Source organism: Tunturibacter psychrotolerans (assembly GCF_040359615.1).
GTDB lineage: Bacteria > Acidobacteriota > Terriglobia > Terriglobales > Acidobacteriaceae > Edaphobacter > Edaphobacter psychrotolerans.
This window is the reverse complement of record NZ_CP132942.1, coordinates 2,656,481-2,677,371: the sequence shown is the minus strand read 5'-3', so window position 1 is coordinate 2,677,371 and position 20,891 is coordinate 2,656,481. Positions and strand designations below refer to the sequence as shown.

At 57.7% G+C, this 20,891-nt stretch carries 14 protein-coding genes; 8 read left to right on the top strand and 6 right to left on the bottom strand.

The window, feature by feature from the left end; translation table 11 throughout:
• The first annotated feature begins 36 nt into the window (after nucleotides 1-36).
• Nucleotides 37-3,825: an alpha-amylase family glycosyl hydrolase gene (locus RBB77_RS11125; RefSeq protein WP_353067383.1), complete on the top strand. Its 3,789-nt coding sequence runs from the start codon at nucleotides 37-39 to the stop codon at nucleotides 3,823-3,825.
• On the opposite strand, the gene glgX is transcribed toward RBB77_RS11125, so the two are convergent.
• A complete protein-coding gene (gene glgX / locus RBB77_RS11120) occupies nucleotides 3,746-5,962 on the bottom strand; it encodes a glycogen debranching protein GlgX (protein ID WP_353067381.1) in 2,217 nt (738 codons plus the stop codon). The genes RBB77_RS11125 and glgX overlap by 80 nt on opposite strands.
• A gap of 177 nt (nucleotides 5,963-6,139) precedes the next feature.
• Between glgX and larE the strand changes: the two genes are divergently transcribed.
• From larE to RBB77_RS11090, 6 genes are all read left to right on the top strand, one after another.
• Nucleotides 6,140-6,973 (top strand): ATP-dependent sacrificial sulfur transferase LarE, encoded by an 834-nt coding sequence (larE, locus tag RBB77_RS11115; protein WP_353067379.1) that lies wholly within the window; start codon nucleotides 6,140-6,142, stop codon nucleotides 6,971-6,973.
• A gap of 32 nt (nucleotides 6,974-7,005) precedes the next feature.
• Nucleotides 7,006-8,352 (top strand): nickel pincer cofactor biosynthesis protein LarC, encoded by a 1,347-nt coding sequence (larC, locus tag RBB77_RS11110; protein ID WP_353067377.1) that lies wholly within the window; start codon nucleotides 7,006-7,008, stop codon nucleotides 8,350-8,352.
• A 65-nt stretch (nucleotides 8,353-8,417) separates the two neighbouring features.
• Nucleotides 8,418-9,434: an aldo/keto reductase gene (locus RBB77_RS11105; protein ID WP_353067375.1), complete on the top strand. Its 1,017-nt coding sequence runs from the start codon at nucleotides 8,418-8,420 to the stop codon at nucleotides 9,432-9,434.
• Nucleotides 9,435-9,450: 16 nt separating this feature from the next.
• Complete coding sequence (locus tag RBB77_RS11100; RefSeq protein WP_353067373.1) at nucleotides 9,451-10,200, top strand: SDR family oxidoreductase; 750 nt, start codon at nucleotides 9,451-9,453, stop codon at nucleotides 10,198-10,200.
• A 77-nt stretch (nucleotides 10,201-10,277) separates the two neighbouring features.
• Entirely contained in the window at nucleotides 10,278-11,039 is a 762-nt protein-coding gene (larB, locus tag RBB77_RS11095; protein WP_353067371.1) for a nickel pincer cofactor biosynthesis protein LarB, read from the top strand.
• Nucleotides 11,040-11,097: 58 nt separating this feature from the next.
• Nucleotides 11,098-11,349, top strand: coding sequence for a hypothetical protein (locus RBB77_RS11090; RefSeq protein ID WP_353067369.1), 252 nt, complete (start codon nucleotides 11,098-11,100; stop codon nucleotides 11,347-11,349).
• Between the two features lie 483 nt (nucleotides 11,350-11,832).
• On the opposite strand, the gene RBB77_RS11085 is transcribed toward RBB77_RS11090, so the two are convergent.
• The 4 genes from RBB77_RS11085 to uxaC form a co-directional block, all read right to left on the bottom strand.
• Nucleotides 11,833-12,609, bottom strand: coding sequence for an SDR family NAD(P)-dependent oxidoreductase (locus RBB77_RS11085; RefSeq protein WP_353067367.1), 777 nt, complete (start codon nucleotides 12,607-12,609; stop codon nucleotides 11,833-11,835).
• Nucleotides 12,610-12,650: 41 nt separating this feature from the next.
• Nucleotides 12,651-13,151, bottom strand: a complete 501-nt coding sequence (locus RBB77_RS11080; RefSeq protein ID WP_353067365.1) for a gluconokinase — start codon at nucleotides 13,149-13,151, stop codon at nucleotides 12,651-12,653.
• A 48-nt stretch (nucleotides 13,152-13,199) separates the two neighbouring features.
• Complete coding sequence (locus RBB77_RS11075; RefSeq protein ID WP_353067363.1) at nucleotides 13,200-14,474, bottom strand: lactate racemase domain-containing protein; 1,275 nt, start codon at nucleotides 14,472-14,474, stop codon at nucleotides 13,200-13,202.
• 353 nt (nucleotides 14,475-14,827) lie between these two features.
• Nucleotides 14,828-16,231 carry a glucuronate isomerase gene (gene uxaC / locus RBB77_RS11070; protein WP_353067361.1) on the bottom strand — a complete coding sequence of 468 codons (1,404 nt, stop codon included), beginning with the start codon at nucleotides 16,229-16,231 and terminating at the stop codon, nucleotides 14,828-14,830.
• Nucleotides 16,232-16,490: 259 nt separating this feature from the next.
• Between uxaC and RBB77_RS11065 the strand changes: the two genes are divergently transcribed.
• Entirely contained in the window at nucleotides 16,491-18,665 is a 2,175-nt protein-coding gene (locus RBB77_RS11065) for a prolyl oligopeptidase family serine peptidase (protein ID WP_353067359.1), read from the top strand.
• A gap of 144 nt (nucleotides 18,666-18,809) precedes the next feature.
• Here the strand turns inward: RBB77_RS11065 and RBB77_RS11060 are convergent, their stop codons facing one another.
• Nucleotides 18,810-20,648, bottom strand: a complete 1,839-nt coding sequence (locus tag RBB77_RS11060) for a hypothetical protein (RefSeq protein WP_353067357.1) — start codon at nucleotides 20,646-20,648, stop codon at nucleotides 18,810-18,812.
• Nucleotides 20,649-20,891: the final 243 nt, after the last annotated feature.

The following is a 20,891-nucleotide window of genomic DNA, read 5'->3' as shown; positions in this document are numbered from 1 at the left end:
GCGCGACTAAGGCACCACCTGCACGAGGAACCCTGCATGGAATTCCATATCTCCGGCGATCTCCGAAAAAAACTGGACCTTGAAGATCTGCTCTTCAGCTACACCGGAAACATCGTCTTCGGCAACGTCGCTGCCAGCCGAAACCTGGCCAAACAGCTCGAAGAGCTGCGCAAACAGCAGACTGGCCAACCGGGAGTCGTCAACGCCGGCGCACTCTTCGCGATGGGCCTGATCGACGAACTGAATCACGCAATGATCGCCCGCTATCGTGAGGAGATCGACCCAGCCGTCTTCGCCGACGCAGTACGCTGGTTCACCGGCCACGCAAAACCCGAAGAAATCCAACGCCTCCTCCTCAAATTCACCGAGCAGTTTCCCAACGTAGCCATACATCGCGGCGAACAAACCGCAGCTGAATGGCTAAACGGTACAACTGACGGTCAACCAAACCGTGAAGCCGCTCTCGAAGAGCTCCTCCTACTCTGGCTCGCCAACATCAACCCCGGCTTCTCCCCCTTCCGCGAGCTCTTCGAAGACACCCCCCTCAAGCAGCAGACGATCTATCAAACCGTCACCGCCGGCTTCCCCGACTACTTCGTCACCCGCCCGCCCCTCTCCGAAGCCGGAACCCTCCTCGACGCCCTCCGCGCTCCCCTGCTCGCCTCCCCCGACTCCCTTACCGGCCAGCTCGACTACATCCGCGAATACTGGTCCAAATATCTCGGCGAAGACCTCCGCCGCGTCCTGCTCGCCATCGACGTCCTGCGCGAAGAAGATCTCGCGATCTGGCTTCGCTTCCATCCACCCGGACCAGACCAATACCGCCACGGCGCGCCCGGCCGCGGAGGCGAAGGCTTCGTCGGCGACGAGTACATCGGCTTCGAAGACGAGTACATCAACGGCCCCGACGGCAGGCAACGACGCTACGGCCACGACTATCAGGCCCCCCTCAACGAGTACGAAGCCTTCAGCGCCGACCAGGCCTGGATGCCCACCGTCGTCCTCATGGCCAAGAGCACCTATGTCTGGCTCGAGCAGCTCTCAAAAAAACATCTCCGCCACATCCACCGTCTCGACCAGATCCCCGACGAAGAGCTCCATCTCCTCGCCGACCGCGGCATCACCGGCCTATGGCTCATCGGCCTATGGGAGCGCAGCGTCGCCTCCCGCACCATCAAGCGCCTCCGCGGCCACCACGACGCCGTAGCCTCCGCCTACTCGCTCAAGGAGTATCAAATCGCGGAAGACCTAGGCGGCAACCACGCCTACGAAAACCTCCGCGACCGCGCCGCCCGCGCCGGCATCCGCCTCGCCAGCGACATGGTCCCCAACCACATGGGCATCGACTCCAACTGGGTCATCGAGAACCCCGACTGGTTCCTCTATCGCTGGGAGAGCCCCTTCCCTGTCTATCGCTTCGAAGGCCCCGATCTCTCCACCGACAGCCGCGTCGAGATCAAAATCGAGGACCACTATTACGACCAGTCCGACGCCGCCGTAGTCTTCCGCCTCCGCCACCACCGCGACGGAGCCACCCGCTACATGTACCACGGCAACGACGGCACAACCTTCGCCTGGAACGACACCGCACAGCTCGACTACTCCAAAGCAGCCGTCCGTGAGCACGTCATCCAGGTCATCCTCCACGTCGCCCGCCTCTTCCCCATCATCCGCTTCGACGCTGCGATGGTGCTCGCCAAACGCCACGTTCAGCGCCTGTGGTTCCCTCTTCCCGGTACCGGCGGATCCATCCCCTCGCGCGCCGAAAACGCCATGCCTCAGGACGAGTTCGAAGCCCTCATGCCCCACGAGTTCTGGCGCGAGGTCGTCGACCGCGTCGCCGCGGAAGTTCCCGGCACCCTCCTCCTCGCAGAAGCCTTCTGGCTCCTCGAAGGCTACTTCGTCCGCACTCTCGGCATGCATCGCGTCTACAACAGCGCCTTCATGAACATGCTGCGCGACGAAGAAAACGCCAAATACCGTTCCTACCTAAAAAAGACCATCGAGTTCGATCCCGACATCCTCAAGCGCTATGTCAGCTTCATGAGCAACCCTGACGAACGCACCGCCATCGACCAGTTCGGCACAGGCGACAAATACTTCGGTGTCTGCACTCTGCTGGCCACGCTCCCCGGCCTGCCCATGTTCGGCCACGGCCAAATCGAAGGCTACACCGAGCGTTACGGCATGGAGTTCAAGCAAGCCAAGATGGAAGAGTGGCCCAAAGAGAACCTCGTATCCCGCCACCAACACGAGATCGCGCCTCTCCTCAAAAACCGCCGTCTCTTCGCCGAAAGCACTAACTTCGTCCTCTACGACTTCTGGACCGACTTCGGCAGCGTCGACGAAAACGTCTTCGCCTATTCCAATCGCGCCCACGGCGAGCGCGCGATCATCCTTTACAACAACAGCTACGGCAGCACACACGGCACCATTCACTTCTCCGCGGCCTCCATCGACAAAGCCACCGGCCACCTCCGCCAGAGAAGTCTCTCCGACGGACTCGACCTCCCCTACAACTACTTCACCTTCTTCGCCTACCGCGACACCGCACACGGTCTCGAATATCTCTGCCGCAGCACCGATCTCCACCACACCGGCCTCTCCATCGATCTGCGCGGCTATCAATATGCGGTTCTGCTCAACTGGCGAGAACTCCGAGCCACTGTCGATCAACCCTGGGATCAGCTCTTCGACGCACTCAACGGAGCCGGCGTCTACAGCGTCGAAGAAGCGCTATCCAAACTTCGCCTCCGTCCGCTGCATGAAGCCTTCCGCCAGGCTCTCAGCGAGAATCACATTCGGGCATTCACAAGCGTAGCTTCGGAGCTGGCAAACAAAGGAGCCGCATCCACCACAACGAAACTCGCCGCGTCGAACGGCAACGACAAGACTGCAACGGCAGCCCCTGCAACAAAGGCACAACAGCCAACAGCCAGCGTTCAAGCGCCCGCAGGAGACACCCCTCTCCCGCCATCTGAACAACTCCCGCTCCACCCTCGACTCCAGCCATTCGTGAAGTGCAGTCAACGCTTCTTCGAAAAAGTGCTCCAAAATCTTCCCTCCGAAGCTGACGAATTCACATCGCAATCGAACGACGCCACCGAAGCGATTTCGAACTACAAGAATCTATGCGAGACGATGACGAAGGCTGCCCTTCATCTCATCTCGATCTCTCGAAACTTCTCCACCACCTTGCCGCCAGCCGCAAGCCGTTTCCTCCCCGGTGCCAAAACGACCGTTCCGACAGAGCAAATCTGGGCGCCTGTTCTGACCTGGATCACTCTCCACAGCCTCCCGCGTCAGGACGATCAAGCAGCTCTCTTCGACAAGCTCCAGTTGCGCTCAGCACTATCGGAGACATTCACCGCCATCGGGATAGAGGGAGAAAACACCTGGCGCGCAGCTGCTCGAGTACGAATCCTTCTATCGCAAACCGACACGTCTCCCACCAAGTCCGAACAGTTCTGGTCCGACCCAGACGTTCGCTGGCTCACAGGAATCAACGAGTCCTCCGGCGTCACTTACTTCAACAAAGAGGGATTCGAAGAGCTACTAGGCTGGCTTCAGCTTCCCGCGCTCATCAACCTCGCGCAGCAGTCTCCGATCAATCTCGATTCGATCAAGACGCTCGAAGCAGCCGTCTTGGAATCCTGCAAATCAGCGCAGACAGCCGGGTACAATCTGGATCGCTATCTCCATCCGGAACCACTCAAAGTTCCCGCGACGCAAGTCGCCAGCCATCCTAAACCAACGCCGGCCCCTGCTTCGGAGGCAAAGCCGGCGCCGAAGAAACCGAAGAAGCCGGCGCCGACGACCCGTTGATCGATGAAACTGCCCCATCGCTCAACAGTTTTAGGGCCCTTCCCCCAACGATGATCTTCCCGTCAACCTCCGTGCAGGCAAAGGGATTGTCAATATTTTCGGTATCGATCACCTCACACCATGGTTTTCCCGAAGGCGACACGGGTAGCACATACTCAACTCCGCCTTCGGCCGCATTCACAACCAGAAAAAAGCTGTCGTCCATGACACGTCTGCCGTCCTCGTCGGACACCTGCAGTGTCCGGCCGTTGAGTAGAACAGCCACGGAGCGGTTCCACTCCGTATTCCAGGCTTCGTCCGAAACCTGCTTGCCATCGGTACTAAACCAGGCAACATCCTTGATCACGATATCCTCGCCCTTCCTGCGAATCTCGCGATCCTGAAAAAACTTCCGCCGGTGCAGATTCGGATGAGCGAGGCGAAAGTGTATCAACTGACTCGTAAAATCGAGCACTCGCTTACGAGGTTCATCGAGATTCCAGTCGTGCCACGTAAGCTCGTTATCCTGGCAGTAGCAGTTATTGTTGCCCCGCTGTGACCGCGCTATCTCGTCGCCGCCACTCAACATCGGCACTCCCTGGGACAGCATCAGCGTCGTCAGAAAATTTCGCGTCTGCCTCTCTCGCAAGACGTTGATCTTTGCGTCGTCGGTCGGACCCTCCGCTCCCATGTTCCACGAATCATTGCTGTCCGAACCATCTCTGTTGTCTTCGCCGTTGGCCTCATTGTGCTTCTGGTTGTAGCTAACCAGGTCACACAGCGTAAAGCCGTCATGCGCCGTAACAAAATTGATGCTCGCATAAGGCTTGCGCCCATCATCTTGATAGAGATCGCTCGATCCCGTCAGACGATTTGCAAGAGCGGACAACTGTCCCCCGTCCCCCTTCCAGAAGCGCCGAACTGTGTCGCGATACTTTCCATTCCACTCCGCCCACAGAACAGGAAACTGGCCGACCTGATATCCCCCTTCACCAACATCCCACGGCTCGGCGATCAGCTTCACGTCCGCAAGCGTAGGGTCCTGGTGAATCGTGTCGAAGAACGACGACAACCGGCTGACATCATGAAGCTCCCGCGCAAGCGTCGCGGCCAGATCGAAACGAAAGCCATCGACATGCATTTCGGTTACCCAGTAGCGCAGCGAGTCCATCAGCATCTTCAAAACCTGCGGAAGCCGCACGTTCAACGTATTGCCCGTGCCTGTGTAGTCGATGTAATAACGTGGATTGTCCTCTTTGACTCTGTAATAGGTAGTGTTACAAACTCCCCTCCAGCACAGCGTCGGACCAAGCTCGTTGCCTTCGCACGTATGGTTGTAGACCACGTCGAGTATGACCTCGATTCCCGCCGCGTGAAGCGCCTTCACCATTCGCTTGAACTCATTCACCTGGCCGCCAATATCTTCGCAGGAGCTGTAACGGGCCATCGGAGCAAAATACCCCAGCGTGTTGTAGCCCCAGTAATTCACCAAGCCATCGCCGACAAGGCGTCGTTCATCGATGAAATGATGAATCGGCATAAGTTCAACCGCAGTCACTCCAAGCTTCTTCAGATAATCGATGCTTGTCGCACATGCGAGACCCGCATAGGTGCCGCGAAGCTCTTCCGGAACCCCAGGATTCAGGATACTGAAGCCCTTCACATGCATCTCGTAGATCACAGAATCAGCCAGTGGAGTCTCAGGGCAACAGTCATCACCCCAGTCAAACTGGCTGTCAACCACAACGCTCTTCGGCACGCCATCCGCGCTGTCGTTCTCATCCATCTTCAGATCGTCACCGGACGCGACATCATGCCCGAAGATTGGCTTCTGCCAATCAACCTCGCCCGACAAAGCTTTGGCGTAGGGATCGATCAGCAGCTTATGTGCATTGAAGCGATGACCCTTCTCCGGCTCCCAGGGCCCATCGATCCGATAGCCGTAGAGCTGCCCCGCTTTGATATTGCGGACAAGGCCATGCCACACATAGGCAGTTCGCTCACGCAAATACACAGAATCAACCTGCCTGCCTTCCGCGTCGAAGAAACACAGCTCAACCCTGGTCGCGCCCTCAGAAAAAATAGCGAAGTTCGTGCCTTTGCTCGTCACAGTCGCGCCGAGAGGATACGGCCGGCCAGGTAAAAGTGTGCGATTCATATTCTCTTACTCTCTTCGATGCAGTGAGCCGTCTACAGTTACCGCGAAGTATCAAAAACCATCCTCACACATGTCCATCTAAAAATTCGCCGCCATTCAGAATCTCCCCGACAGCTAGCCCCTCATTCCAAGCGACCGTCTCCCCACGCCGCGCGACCTGGCCTACAATCAGATCAGATGGATCTCGCCGCCAAATCCGCAAAGCTCCACGAGACCCTGCAGCAACTCGGGAGCGTCCTTGTCGCCTACTCCGGCGGCACAGATTCCGCCTACCTCGCCTACGCCGCCCACCAGGCCCTCGGCGAAAACATGCAGGCTGTCATTGCCGACTCCCCCTCCCTCCCCCGCGCCGAACTCGCCGCCGCCCTCGCCTTCGCCGCCGACCACAACATCCCCATCCAAATCCTCCGCACCAACGAGCTCGAAAGCCCCGACTACCAGCGCAACGACTCCCAGCGCTGCTTCCATTGCAAAGACGAGCTCTTCCAGCAAATGGAGCAAGCCCGAGCCACCCGCAACTTCACCCACATCGCCTACGGCATGAACCTCGACGACCGCGCCGAATTTCGCCCCGGCCAGCAAGCCGCCGCACAACACCACGCCGTCGCGCCCCTGGTCACCGCCGGCCTCACCAAACAAGAGATCCGCACCCTCGCCCATAAGGCTGGCCTCAAGCTCTGGGACAAGCCCGCCAGCGCCTGCCTCTCCTCACGCATCGAATACGGCCGCCCCGTCACCCGCGAAAATCTCTCTCAGGTCGAGCAGGCCGAAGCGGCACTCCACGCCCTCGGCTTCCCCCAGGTCCGCGTCCGTCACCATGGCGACCTCGCCCGCATCGAAATCGCCCGCATCGATCTTCCCCGCGCCCTCACTCTCTTCACTCTCCAGGCCATCACCGCCGCCATCAAGCCCCTCGGCTTCCTCTACGTCACCCTCGACACCGAAGGCTACCGCTCCGGCTCCATGAACGACGCCCTCCTCTCCGCCTCCTCCATCCAGGCCGCTCGATAACGCCACACTCCGAACATGAAACAATAATCTCCATGCGCATCGCCTACCTCGACTGCTTCGCCGGTATCAGTGGCGACATGTTTCTCGGAGCCCTCCTCGACGCCGGAGTCGACCCAAACATCCTCCACGAAGCCGTAACCGCCCTCAATCTCAACGCAACCCTCAAAATCGAAAAGGTCGACCGCAGCGGAATCTCCTCCACGAAGGTCCACGTTTACGAAGGCTCAACCCTCGCCGAGCAAACTCAAACACACACCCACGAACACGAAGAAGACGACACCCACCAACACTCCCACACGCACCAACACCACCCCAAAACTCAGCACCAACACAAAGCCGGCCACACCCATACCCATGAACACAACCACACCCACGGCCGCTCGCTCACCGTCATCCGCGACCTGATCAACGCCGCATCCCTGTCTCCCGCCGTTAAACAAACAGCCATCCACACCTTCGAACTCCTCGGCGTCTCCGAAGCAAAGATCCACAATGTCCCCATCGAGAAAATTCACTTCCACGAAGTAGGCGCAGTCGACGCCATCGTCGACATCGTCGCCTCCTCCGCCGGCATCCACGCCCTCGCCATCGACAAGTGGTTCTCCTCCCCCCTCAACGTCGGCGGCGGCATGGTCGACTGCGCCCACGGCCGCTTCCCCGTCCCCGCCCCCGCCACAGCCGATCTCCTTCGCGGCCTCCCCACCTACTCCGCGCACATCGAAAAAGAGCTCGTCACCCCCACCGGCGCCGCCCTCATCCGCGCCCTTGCTCCCACCTTCGGCCAGCAACCCGCCATGCGTGTCGAACGCATCGGCTACGGCGCCGGAACCCGCAACCCCAAAGACTTCCCAAACGTGCTGCGCCTCAACATAGGTGAAGCCGACGACACCATACACCCCACTCCATCCCCGAAACACGCGCCCTCCAAACACGACGCCCACGAATCACAAACCGTCACAGTCCTCGAAACCGCGCTCGACGACCTCTCTCCCCAAATCCTCGCCTACGTCTCCGAAACCGCACTCGCGCAGGGCGCACTCGACGTCATGCTCACTCCGGTCATCATGAAAAAGGGCCGCCCTGGCACCCTCCTCACCGTCCTCTGCAATCCATCCGACAGCGAAGCTCTCCAACAATTAATCCTTCGCGAAACCAGCACCCTCGGCCTTCGCATCCATCAGGACAGCCGCGTCTGCGTCGACCGCCACCACGCCCACGTCACCACCCCCTACGGCGACATCCGCGTAAAGATCGGCACACTCAACGGACAAGAGTGCAACATAGCCCCAGAGTTTGAAGACTGCCGCACCGCCGCCACAAAACACAACGTGCCTTTGAAGCTCGTTCAACAAGCAGCCCTCGCCGCGTACCTCAAGTAATTCGCCCGCAACACACAACCTGCATCAAACCGGAGAGCAACTCTCTAACCCGAGGAGCATCGATCATGGAGCGTAGAGACTTCCTCAAGACCGCAACCGCCGCCAGCGTAAGCGCAGCGATCCCGCTCAACGCGCAGACCTCTCAGGCCACCAGTCAACCCACAAAGAGACCCGAATCGCCCAACATGATCTACCGCGAACTCGGCACCACAGGCGAGCGCGTCTCCGCCATCGGCATGGGCGGCTACCATCTCGGCAAACAGAAGGACTCCGCCGAAAGCATCCAGCTCCTCCACTCTGGCATCGACCGCGGCATCACCTTCCTCGACAACTGCTGGGACTATAACGACGGCATCTCAGAGGTCCGCATGGGTCAGGCCCTCCGCAACGGTTACCGCCAAAAGGTCTTCCTCATGACCAAAATGGATGGCCGCACCGCCGACGAATACAACAAGCAACTCGAACAATCCCTCGGCCGTCTCCAGACCGACATGATCGACCTCGTTCAGTTCCACGAGATCATCCGCATGGAAGACCCCGACCGCATCTTCGCACCCGGCGGAGCCATCGAAGCCGCCGTCGCCGCCCGCAGCGCGGGAAAGATCCGCTACATCGGCTTTACCGGACACAAAGATCCCGTCGTCCATCTCCGCATGCTCGAGACTGCGCAGAAACACAACTTTCACTTCGACACCGTCCAGATGCCAATCAACGTCATGGATGCGCACTTCCGCTCCTTCGAAAAAGAAGTCATGCCCGTCGCGCTCAAACAGGGCATCGGCATCCTCGCCATGAAGACCTTCGGCGATCCTTACATTCTCAAAAGCAACACCGTCCAACCCATCGAAGCCCTCCACTACGGCCTCACCCAACCGGTCTCGGTCGTCATCACCGGCATCGACAACACCCAGACTCTCGACCAGGCCTTCGAAGCTGCACGCACCTTCGAACCCCTCGACCAAGCCCAGATCAGTTCCCTGCTGGCCCGCACCGCCACCGCCGCAAGCGAAGGCAAGTTCGAACTCTTCAAAACCACCAACCACTACGACGGGACCGCTGCCAACCCAAAGTGGCTGGGATAACCGATAAACTAGAGGCATGGTCAGACCGGTAGCTTTGATCTCAGGCGTGAGCCGCACCGCGAGTATCGGAGCTGCCGTCGCCAGGAAACTTGCGACTGGCGGATGGGATCTCGCGCTTACCTACTGGGCGCCCTGCGACGAGCGTATGCCTTGGGGAGCCCATCCCGAGGACTTGGAGAACTTGAAGGTGGAACTCCTGTCAACAGGTTCCCGCGTGGTATTCATCGCTTCGGACTTGGAGCAATCACATTCTGCTTCCGGGCTTTTCGGAAAAGTCACGGCCGAACTAGGACCTGTCTCAGCTCTTGTGCTCTCTCATTGCGAATCGGTGGGATCGAGCATCATGGATACAACTCTTGAAAGTTTCGAACGACACTTCGCCGTCAACGTGCGAGCAAGCTGGCAATTGATACAACAACTAGCAGTTCAAACGCCAGAAAGCGGCGGCCGCATTGTGGCTCTGACGAGTGACGATACTGTCGGCAACTTGCCCTACGGCGCGAGCAAAGGTGCGCTCGATCGAATCGTGTTGGCAGCAGCACGCGAACTTGCCCATCTGAACATCACGTCAAATGCAGTGAACCCAGGACCAATTGATACGGGTTGGATGGATGACCAGACTCGCATCTCCTTGACGCAGCGACAACCAACTGGCCGTTTAGGGACCGCTGCAGACGCCGCGAATCTGATTGCATTCTTACTCTCACCTGAAGGCTCATGGATCAACGGCCAACTTATAAAATCCGACGGCGGCATTTCAGCGTAGCGTCAGATTGCCCCTCTCACGACTAACATGACGAATTGCCGTCACAACCGACATCACGAAGGTCTCAAGCAACAATCATGAACAAAGCCTCCCTCCTTGAACTCCTCGCCGCCGTCCAGTCCGGAACCATCACCCCCACCGCCGCCACCCAGCGCCTCGCCGACATGCCCTACGAGGACATCGGCCACGCCCGCATCGACCACCACCGCACCCTCCGCATCGGTCTCCCCGAGGTCATCTACGCCCAGGGAAAATCCCCACAGCAAACCACGGACATCTTCACCCGCATGGCCGCCGCCGGAACCGACGTCCTCGCCACCCGCGCCGACGCCGAAACCGCCGCCCTCGTCCTCGCATCCTTCCCAGCAGCCGCCCACCACCCCTCAGCCCGCGCCATCACCCTCAAACAATCTCCTCCCGAAGATCCAAAGGGCCACATCGCCATCCTCAGCGCCGGAACCAGCGACCAGCCGACCGCCGAAGAGGCTGCCGTCACCGCCGAACTCTTCAACGCCAAGGTCACCCGCCTCTACGACGTAGGCGTAGCCGGACTCCACCGACTCCTCTCCGTCCGCGACCAACTCGTCCACGCAGACGTCGTCATCGTCTGTGCCGGAATGGAAGGCGCCCTCCCGTCGGTCGTAGGCGGATTGGTCGGCGTCCCCGTCATCGCCGTCCCCACCTCAGTCGGTTACGGAGCCAGCTTCGACGGCGCCGCTGCACTTTTGGGAATGCTCAACTCCTGCTCCCCCAACGTTACCGTAGTAAATATAGACAACGGCTTCGGAGCGGCCTACACTGCCGTATTAATCGCTCGTGCGTCTGTCCGTCGTAGCTGAAAGAACGGGCATTGTTAGCAGAAATCGCTATCGACGCATGACGAAAGGCGGTTCGAAAATGCTTCCCAATGACGACAAACCCTGGGCAAAGACCCTTGCACGCACCGTTATCTGCGTGACGATTGTTGCGCTGATCGGCCTATCGCTCTTTCTTGAGAGCCGAAACATGTTTCACATCCCAGAGATGGTCGGCGTCTTCCTGCTCTTCCTCACCATCGTTCCACCAAACCTTGCGGTTCTCTATCCCTGGATCCTTCCCACCCAACACAAAAACGGTAACAACCAGATCACTAAATCCACGGTTCGATAGGCATCCGTCGTTTGTCCTCTATCCGTTCTCACCCATCCTGAGCCATGCTGTGGAAGATTGATCCTGCGTCTCCACTTTGCTCTTCACACCTTCGCCTTTCCCGTTGTGCTTTATTGTCTTTGTCGACATGCCAGAAACCTGTCAACCCCTCATCGCCATCAACCCCATTTGAAACAATAAGATATCCCTTGCGCATGAGTTATAGCCAAACAGCTATACTGGAAATACCGAAGAAAACGAGCAAGCAATGAAGCCGCGGACACCCGCGGCTTTCATTGCTTTAACCAGAGAATTGCACCGCAAGTCACACATTTAAAGTATTTTAGCCGTAAGCCATTTAGAATGAATAGGTTACGAGCAGCACCTCCCTGTAAGCCACAGAAAATACGCAGCTTACGCGCAAAATAACCCCCAAGGGGGAGGGGGAGGGCACCACCGAACGAAGAGAAGCGGCTCAATCAATCCATCAGTGGCAGACAGGCCCTACTGGTTCACTCCGCTGGCAAGAAAACCGCCATCGACGACAAGAATTTCTCCTGTGATAAACGCCGAGGCATCACTCGCAAGAAAGATCGCCGCACCCACCAATTCAACAGTCTTTCCGAAGCGCCCCATGGGGGTGCGCATTAACAACTCTTTACCCCGTTCGCTCTCGTCCAGCAGCTTTTGATTCAACGCGGTCCGAAAGACGCCTGGAGCGATCGCGTTCACGGTCACACCCTGCGCGCTCCACTCCACCGCCAGAGACTTGGTCAACGCCCCAACCGCAGCCTTGCTCGCCGCGTATGCCGTCACCTCTCTCAGGCTAACGAAGGTATTCAGCGAAGCGATGTTGACGATGCGCCCATAGCCGCGCTCCAGCATGTGCCTGCCGAAGATCTGACATGCCCGAAGCGTCCCCGTCACATTCGTATCCATGATGCCGTCCCAGGTCTCCTCCGAGACCGTCAGCGTCGGCTCCCTCTTGATCCTGCCCGCGCAGTTGACCAGGATATCCACCTTGCCGAACGCCTTCACTGTCCCATCCAGCAGAGCCTGCAGACTCTGCCGATCTGCCACATCCGAGGTCAGCCGCAGCGACCGCCGCCCCGTCGCCTCAATCGCCTTCGCCGCCTCATCCACCTGCTCCATCCGCCGCGAGGTCGCCACCACATCCGCGCCTGCCTCCGCCAGACCGACCGCCATCGCCAACCCGATACCCGACGTCCCCCCCACCACCACCACCGACTTGCCACTCAAATCAAACAACGGATGCCCCATAGAAAATTGCCTCTTCTTACCTCAAATTATTCTCAAAAAACTCAGTTCTTTCCCGACAAGACCTGCGTAAGAATCTGACTGACGACCTCATCTGGGGACCGATCATTCACAACCCGAACAGCATCGCTCGGTATCTCGAGGGTCGCAAGCTGACTCTCCAAGAGCTTCGCACTCATGAACTCATGTTTTCGCTCTGCCAGACGAGCCGCAAGCATCTCCTTTGACGCCTCAAGCACAACAAAGCTTACCGCACCGTTCGGCATACCCGCTTGCAGCGTAACCCGATAACTCGCCTTCAATGCAGAGCAGGCCAGAACACCGCTCTTCCCTTCTGCAAACCACTCTCGCAAGAGCTGATTCAGCACCTCGAGCCACGGCTGACGATCCTCATCGTTGAGCGGATGGCCTGCTGCCATCTTCTGCTTGTTCGCCACAGGATGATAATCGTCTCCATCGGCAAACACGGCGCCCGCACGCTTAGCCAGCAGCGTCCCGATAGTAGTCTTGCCAGATCCGCTTACACCCATCAACACAACAATCATCCAACAGCATCCTCTCGATCATCATCATTAACGGCAACCATGCAGAATCTAGCTCTGGAAGCGACCCTGATAAGCCCAGAGCCCAAGACCAGGATTAGAGATATAGAAGATCTCTTCCCCATCTACTGTGTTCCAACCGTCTGCGAGCGTTGCGGGGTTGTACTTTGACGTCATCTCCGTCAGGTCTCCATACTCGAAGTGAACGCCCTCGATCTCCTCGCGGGTCAAATGTCCCGGGCAATATCGGATCGTGAAACGGCCTTCGCTGGAACCATGGATGAGGTGGGCCGCCGCGCTCAGGTTCCCAGCCAGCTGAGGATCCTCTTTGGCAGCTTCAAGGGTCCGGGGGGTTCCACAATAGCCGTACTTCCTAATCAGCGCATCAATGGTGGAATCTTCCCCGAATTCGTGGACCCCCGGAGCCAGGACGATTAGTTCGGCGTGATCTGCGAGGGCCATGCGAGTGCGATAGATGCTCTTGTTCCCCAGCCACGTGCTTTTGAACTCAAGGGGATCGAGAAAAACAACCGCCTTCTTGATCTCCCGATCCATCATCTTGAAGTTGACCTTGAGGCTGAGATCTGCGGCGAGTTCGAAACATTCTGAATCGTCACCGATGTATAGACCGCGAATGACGAGCTTTCCATCGACGTTCTTGCCTACGACCGTCTGCACATAGACGATCGGCATCCCGCCAGCAAAGTGTTCGCTAGCGTAGTTGAGTACACGACGAACAGGTGTATCGGCACGGCCCATCATGCGTTCCATACCGTACACCGCGCCGAGGAAGTGGCTGCGATGAATTCCGATAGCACCGCCTGTGCCTATGAAGATGTTTTTATTGTAGTTGGCCATGCCGACGACTTCATGGGGAACGACCTGGCCTATAGAGAGGATGAGATCGTGGCCACCGTCTCGTAGCAATTTGTTCACTTGGGCTGGCCAGGTGTAGTCGAGCTTTCCTTCGCTCACTTCGTACATGAATTCGCCTGGAACTTCTCCCAGCGTAACGACGTCCTTTCGCCAGTCATGGTTGCGGAAGAGAGTTCGCGGAGTTGCGCCGTACATCGTCGCAATTTCCTGATCGGTCATGGGCTTGTGAGTCCCCAGTGCGGGGAGGATGTCGACGAGTTTGTCTCCGTAGTATTGCCAGACTAGTTCGGTAAGGACGCCGCTTTGAGAGTGCATTCGCGTGAAATCAGGAGGAACCGCAACGACCTTATTGCGCTGACCTAGTTTGTCCAGAGCCTGGAACAGGTTTGATCGCACTTCTGTGGGCGACATCTCTGTTGTTGGACTTCCGGCAGCGAAAAAGAGGCTCATGGGTTTTGATCTTACTCCCGGTACTCGTGGTGGGGTGCGTTGAGTGGAGGCGATGGCCAGTTGGAAAAAATTGTGGCTTGCGCAAAAAAAATCTGGTGGTGTGTGGTACCGCTCTTCATCCATTTTGCTGTGTTTTTGAGGGGGGGGCGGCCGAAAATGGGTGAGTTTGCGATGGTGTTTTGGTGGTGAGAACGTGGTGAAATGTGTGGCTAACGTGGATCAGGAACCGCGTTGACTTGGATCGAGAAAAATACGCCACGATTTTCAATTATTTTTTTTGAACGTTGGCCACGGTTGCTCAGTGCGCCGATAGGTCGTAATCCTCCCTCTTTGTCTGATAATTCATGGACGCATCACAGCTTGTAGGCCTTCCTGACGAGGTTGACGGTGAGGTCCTGGATTACTTCGAAGGCTTCCTCTTCATCGAGGCGATGTTCTGAGACCAGGCGGGCGAGGAAGGCGCAGTCGATGCGGCGTGCTACGTCGTGGCGGGATGGGATGGAGAGGAGAGCGCGGGTGTCGTCGTTGAAGCCCACCGTGTTGTAGAAGCCGGCCGTCTCGGTGGCCTGCTCGCGGAAGCGCATCATGCCCTCTGGGGAGTCGTGGAACCACCAGGGAGGACCAAGTTTGAGCGCGGGATAGTGGCCGGCGAGAGGAGCCAGTTCGCGGGAGAAGGTGGTCTCGTCGAGGGTGAAGAGGATGAAGGTCAACCGCTGGTCGTTTCCGTAACGATTCAGCAGAGGCTGAAGGGCGCGGACATACTCGGTTGGCGAGGGTATGTCGGCTCCCTTGTCGCGTCCGAACCTCTCGTACAACTGCCGGTTGTGGTTGCGGACAGAACCGGGGTGAAGCTGCATCGTGAGGCCGTCTTCTACGCTCATGCCGGCCATCTCGGTAAGCATTTGAGCGCGGAAGAGCTCCTGCTCTTCTGGTACGGAGCGACCCGAGAGAATTCGAGTGTAGAGAGAGGCTGCAGCGTTTGGGTCGAGATCGGCGGTCAGGGCCGTTGGGTGGCCCTGATCGGTTGCAGTCGCTCCCATGGACTTGAAGAAGGCACGGCGGTTGCGCAGAGCATTGAGGTAGCCCTTCCAGGTGCCGATGTCTTCGCCGGTAATCTGGCCTAGCTTCTGGATGTTGTCGAGGAAACCGATGTAGTCGGCGTCGACCAGCGAGTCTGGCCGGAAGGTCGGCAAAATGCGACCTCGCCAACCCGACTCGCGAGTGGCTTTGTGGTATTCGAGGGTGTCGAGGGGGGAGTCGGTGGTGGAGAGGACCTCGATGTTGAACTGCTCGTAGAGCGAACGGGGCCGGAACTCGGCGGTCTGTAGTTTTTTCGCGATGACTTCGTAGTATTCGTCCGCATTCTCAGAGCTGAGACGTTTGGTCAGGCCGAACTGATTTTCTAAGGAGTAGTCGAGCCATAGACGTGTGGGGGTGCCGCGGAAGAGATAGTAGTTTTTTGCAAAGATGCGCCAGACTTCTTTCGGGTCGACTGAAGCGGCTGTGCCGTGGAGCGGAGAGATGCCAAGCGACTCCAGAGAGATTCCCTGGGAGTAGAGCATTCGAAAGATGTAGTGATCAGGCTGAATGAGGAGGGCGGTAGGATTGGCAAAGGGCTCGTTTTCGGCAAACCAGCGCGGGTCGGTGTGCCCGTGTGGCGAGATGATCGGCAGATTCCGGACTGTTTCGTAGAGTTTTGCGGCGATTGACCGTGCTTTGCTCTCCGCAGGAAAGAGCCGTTTTGGATCGAGAATCATCCTTCATCACCTCTTGAGCAACGTGCATGCGTCAAAAAACGTCGCACCAGAAGCGTACCAAAGATTTGACCGTACCTCGAACAAAAGGTTGTCAGGGGTCGATTCCTCTGCCTTAGCGGGGTGGGATGCTGGTTCAACAGGTGCGTGGAGGAAAGAGCGATTTCACGAAGCGCAAGCGTGTGAAATGGAAGTACACTGCCTAACAGTAACCGGTCCAGCATCAGATTCGACTTAAATCCTCAAAAGGATAGGAACTGTCATGCGCGGTCTCATAAGGTTTCTGCTGGTTTTCTCCATGGTCAGCACCCATTTGGCCATTGCCCAATCCAAACTGCCTAACACGCCAGTGCGAGCCGTGACAGACGACTACTTCGGCACGAAAGTGGCCGATCCCTACCGATGGCTTGAGGATACGACTGCTCCCGACGTCGTGGCCTGGATGAAAGCTCAGAACGATTACACGCGCAGTGTGCTGGCAAGCATACCGGGGCGAGGCCCGTTGCTGGATCGTATCAAGGCGCTGGACAACGCGGGCGATGTTGTCTCGGCGCTGCAGGTGTGGGGTGGACGATATTTTTACTTCAAGACCCAGCCCGGATCTGATAACCGGAAGCTTTATGTGCGGGATAAATTGAATGCACCGGAGCGTCTGCTCGTAGATCCTGAAAAGTTGACCCAGGCAGATGGAAAGCATTTTTCGATTGACTACTTTCAGCCGTCGCTTGACGGGAAGTATGTGGCCTATGGCATCTCGGTTGGCGGATCGGAAGAGAGCATACTGCATGTGATCGAAAGTGCCAGCGGGAAAGTGCTTCCTGACACGATCGATCGCGCTCAATTTGGGCAGCCCAATTGGCTGCCTGATCATTCATTTTTCTATACTCGAACCCAGAAATTGACGGCGGATTCAGCACCGACAGCGAAGTACCAGAAACTACGTACCTATCATCATGTTCTGGGCGCCAACCCGGACAAAGAAGATGCCGTCTTCGGATACCAGGTGTCTGCTGACGTAAAGGTGACTGAGGACGACTTCCCTCTCGTCGCATTTTCTCCAGGCGCCCCCAAGTATCTTGTCGGAGTGATATTTCACGGGGTGAAGCACGAGAAGGATTTGTATGTTGCTCCATTCCAGGCGGACGCGAATGCAAAGATGATCTGGAAGAAGGTTGCCGATCAATCGGATGCGATTACAGGGTTTGACGTGCGTGAGGACAGTCTCTTCCTGGTGTCTCATAATCAGGCGTCTCGCTTTAAGGTTTTACGAACCGCTCTCGACAAGCCAGACCTCGATCATGCGACGGTGATTGTTGCGCCGAGCAATGTGGTTGTTGTCGGTATTGCAGCTGCGAGCGATGCGCTTTATGTGCAGGACCTGGACGGAGGGATCGGACGACTGCGGCGGTTGTCTTATCGCGACGGGGCTATTGAGCCGGTGAAGCTGCCGTTTGATGGAGCGATTCAGACGCTGGTCACGAATCCAACGGAAGCCGGGGCCTGGCTGGAACTGACGTCGTGGACGAAGTCGCCACTGTGGTATGCGCTGGATTCGCGGTCACAGAAGCTGACAGACACGGGGCTCGTGGCTCAGTCGCCGGTCGACTACTCGCAGGTCGAGTCAGAAGAGGTGAAGGTAAAGAGCGCGGACGGAACGATGGTGCCGCTGTCGATTATTCACAAGCGTGGACTAGTGCTTGATGGATCGCATCCGACCTGGCTGGACGGCTATGGGGCCTATGGGATCACACTCGATCCGCAGTTCAGTCCTATACTGCTGGCATTTTTTGAACGCGGAGGCATATCCGCGGTGGCTCACGTCCGCGGCGGCGGCGAATATGGCGAGGATTGGCATCTGGCGGGGCAGAAGTTGACCAAGCAGCACACGATTGATGACATGGTGGCGGCGGCTGAATACCTGATCGAGCACAAATATAGCTCTCCGGCGCACCTGGCCGGCGAAGGCACCAGCGCCGGCGGAATCACAATTGGAGGCGCCATTACGCAGCGTCCAGATTTATTTGGCGCGGCTTTGATTCGAGTCGGGGACTCCGATTCGCTTCGCTCCGAACTGATGGCCAGTGGGCCAGCAAATATTCCGGAGTTTGGAACGGTCAAGGAGCCAGATGGCTTTAAGGCGCTGTATGCGATGGATGCATATCAACATGTAAAACCAGACACGGCGTATCCAGCGATACTGCTGACTACTGGAGCCAACGACCCACGCGTTGCGCCGTGGCAGGCAGCAAAGATGACGGCGCGCTTGCAGGCTTCTACTAGTAGCGGGAAGCCAATTTTACTGCGCGTCGACTATGACGCGGGACACGGAATGGGTTCGACCAAGACGCAACGGGACGAAGAGCGGGCGGATGAAATGGCTTTTCTATTTTGGCAATTCGGTGTGTCCGGATTTCAGCCGACGTTAGCGACCAAGTGAGTCGATTATTTTAGAAGAAGTTCAGGAGTGCGGATTCAGTGGACTATTGCTGGATCGTCGGTGTTTCAATTTGGTTCGGCGTCTCAGTATGGAGAATAAAAAAAGCACCCCGAAGGGTGCCTTTTTTATGTGGTGCGAAAGCTACTACGGGAGGTAGTAACGGAGGCTGGTGAAGACCATGTTGTTGTTGGCCTTCGGCGCGCCACCAACACCGGCCCAGCCGACCCGCTGCAGGTAGCTGTACTGCATGGCATACTGCAGACGGCCGAATTTGGGGTTGTTGTAGAAGCGATAGACGAACTCGCCGGTGAGCTCGGAGACTGCCCGGGTTGCACCCAAGCAATTCGCAGGAGTACCGGGGCTGTAAGGCGGGTTTCCGGCAACACCGATGCTGCCAAGACCGGAGGTTGGGGTCGTAGGCAGAGTCTCGATACCGCAACCAGTGTTGGCACTGGTGATTGGAGCATAACCGACGATTTTGCCGGCATCTGCACCAACGGTGCTGAGGTAGGTGGTGCGCTGCGCGTATTCCGTACCGTAGTACATATCGAGATCGAGCTTCTTCTGCGGGTGAAGTTCGAGCGAGCCCAGGAACTGGTAGTTCTTGATGGGCGCGAGCGTTCCATCGGGATGCACGGTAGTGTCGGGCAAGGTCGAGGTGCCATAACGGCCTACGCCAGTGCCGCCAAGGAAGTGGAGGCCAAAGTCAGCATAGTGAGTGATAGGCGTCCGGGCGTTGGCGAAGAAGCCGCCGCCGACCTTGGTGTTGTTGGTGCCACCCACAGCGGATGGAACAGTGAGGGTCTGGTTGGGATAGTACCGGTCGCGGAAAAAGCGAACCAGGCCGCCGGCCTCGAAGTGGGCAGCTCCCATATCGTAGGTAGTCTTTACGATCACGTCTGGGGCGATGTTGTTGGAGTAGTTGGCAGTGAGGTTATAGAGACCACCGCCCGCACCTGCGTTGCCGATGAAGAAGTTGGCGTTCGCATTGGTTGCCGAGTAGATGATTTCGGCTTCCTCGAGTGAGGCCGCAGCGGTGAATCCACCGATCTTCTGCTGGAACCTTACACCGGGCTGACGCTCCCAGCTAAAACCGACGTTGTACTGAGCGTCGATGACAGCGGGCAGGTTCTCGGTGCGGTTGTCTGTGCTCTTCTTGGTCTCGGTGACGAGTGACCACATCTGACCGCCGGTTACAGTGAACCCGCTGTTGGTTCCGAACTGACCGAAGATCTGACGCTGGCGAAGAACGTAGCTGTTGCTTTGATTTTCGTTGCTGCTGGCGCCGGCGCCGAGGAAGTCAGCTTCGACGTAGCCTGCGAAGTGGTACGGTCCGGGGTTGGCCTGGAAGAGTGCGCCGATTCTGCTCTGGCGACCAGAGAGGTTGAACTCGCTGGTGTGGGCCTGGCCTGCGCCGTCGTAAGGGGTCGCGTTGAACGGCGTATTGACGTCGGCGTTCATCGCGCGCTGCCGGTAAACAGATTCACCCGCGAAGAAGCCAACTGGTGTGAGGGTGACGCCTTTGTAGTGGATGGCGAGAGGCGACTCGAGTTCGTCGGTAAGCTGCTTCTTTGTATCGCTGATGGTCTGGGCGAGGCCGACGTTGGTGGTCTTGAGGTCGGTCACAGTGCTGTTCAGACTGGAGACGGCATCAGCGTTGGTCGAGACGGACGAGCTGAGGCTATCCGCCTTAGCCGATGCACTGGCAGCAGCAGCTTCAGCAGTCTGAGCCGCCTGCTGAGCGGCAGCAAGCTTCGCGTCCTTATCGGCGTTCTGCTGTTTGAGAGCGTCGATCTGGGCCTGCTGGTTCTGCATCTGCTCGCGCAGTTCGCGGATTTGGCGCTCCACCGGGCTCTCTTTCGGCGCCTTTTTGTGAGCGGTCGCCGTACCGGTCTTCTGTGTTGCCGTGCTCGTTTGCGCCTGGAGAGATATTGAACTGATAACCAATATCGCCGCCATGGTCGCTCGTAGTTGCTTCGTCATGGAACCTCGCAGAAAGATGAAAGGCACAAGGACAACAAGAGAGCGGGAAGGCCTTCTGGCCTCTCCAACTTTCTTCCTTTGCTCTTTGAACCATGCTCACAAAGTCGTGTGAACAGAGGAATAATTTGTGCTGTATTCATGGAGAAAATACGTTGCTCTGTGGAAATTTTACGAAAGGCTGACATTTTTTGAGATTTTGGCGGGAACTGAATAGGTGACTGCAAAGGTCGCAGAACTAATTTA

What these genes read in the sequence shown, in the direction of transcription:
- RBB77_RS11090 (WP_353067369.1), top strand. Translation starts at nt 11,098, where the DNA reads ATGCTTCCCAATGACGACAAACCCTGGGCAAAGACCCTTGCACGCACC.
- larC (WP_353067377.1), top strand. Translation starts at nt 7,006, where the DNA reads ATGCGCATCGCCTACCTCGACTGCTTCGCCGGTATCAGTGGCGACATG.
- RBB77_RS11100 (WP_353067373.1), top strand. Translation starts at nt 9,451, where the DNA reads ATGGTCAGACCGGTAGCTTTGATCTCAGGCGTGAGCCGCACCGCGAGT.
- RBB77_RS11105 (WP_353067375.1), top strand. Translation starts at nt 8,418, where the DNA reads ATGGAGCGTAGAGACTTCCTCAAGACCGCAACCGCCGCCAGCGTAAGC.
- RBB77_RS11065 (WP_353067359.1), top strand. Translation starts at nt 16,491, where the DNA reads ATGCGCGGTCTCATAAGGTTTCTGCTGGTTTTCTCCATGGTCAGCACC.
- RBB77_RS11060 (WP_353067357.1), bottom strand. Translation starts at nt 20,648, where the DNA reads ATGACGAAGCAACTACGAGCGACCATGGCGGCGATATTGGTTATCAGT.
- larB (WP_353067371.1), top strand. Translation starts at nt 10,278, where the DNA reads ATGAACAAAGCCTCCCTCCTTGAACTCCTCGCCGCCGTCCAGTCCGGA.
- RBB77_RS11125 (WP_353067383.1), top strand. Translation starts at nt 37, where the DNA reads ATGGAATTCCATATCTCCGGCGATCTCCGAAAAAAACTGGACCTTGAA.
- RBB77_RS11075 (WP_353067363.1), bottom strand. Translation starts at nt 14,474, where the DNA reads ATGAGCCTCTTTTTCGCTGCCGGAAGTCCAACAACAGAGATGTCGCCC.
- RBB77_RS11085 (WP_353067367.1), bottom strand. Translation starts at nt 12,609, where the DNA reads ATGGGGCATCCGTTGTTTGATTTGAGTGGCAAGTCGGTGGTGGTGGTG.
- glgX (WP_353067381.1), bottom strand. Translation starts at nt 5,962, where the DNA reads ATGAATCGCACACTTTTACCTGGCCGGCCGTATCCTCTCGGCGCGACT.
- larE (WP_353067379.1), top strand. Translation starts at nt 6,140, where the DNA reads ATGGATCTCGCCGCCAAATCCGCAAAGCTCCACGAGACCCTGCAGCAA.
- uxaC (WP_353067361.1), bottom strand. Translation starts at nt 16,231, where the DNA reads ATGATTCTCGATCCAAAACGGCTCTTTCCTGCGGAGAGCAAAGCACGG.
- RBB77_RS11080 (WP_353067365.1), bottom strand. Translation starts at nt 13,151, where the DNA reads ATGATTGTTGTGTTGATGGGTGTAAGCGGATCTGGCAAGACTACTATC.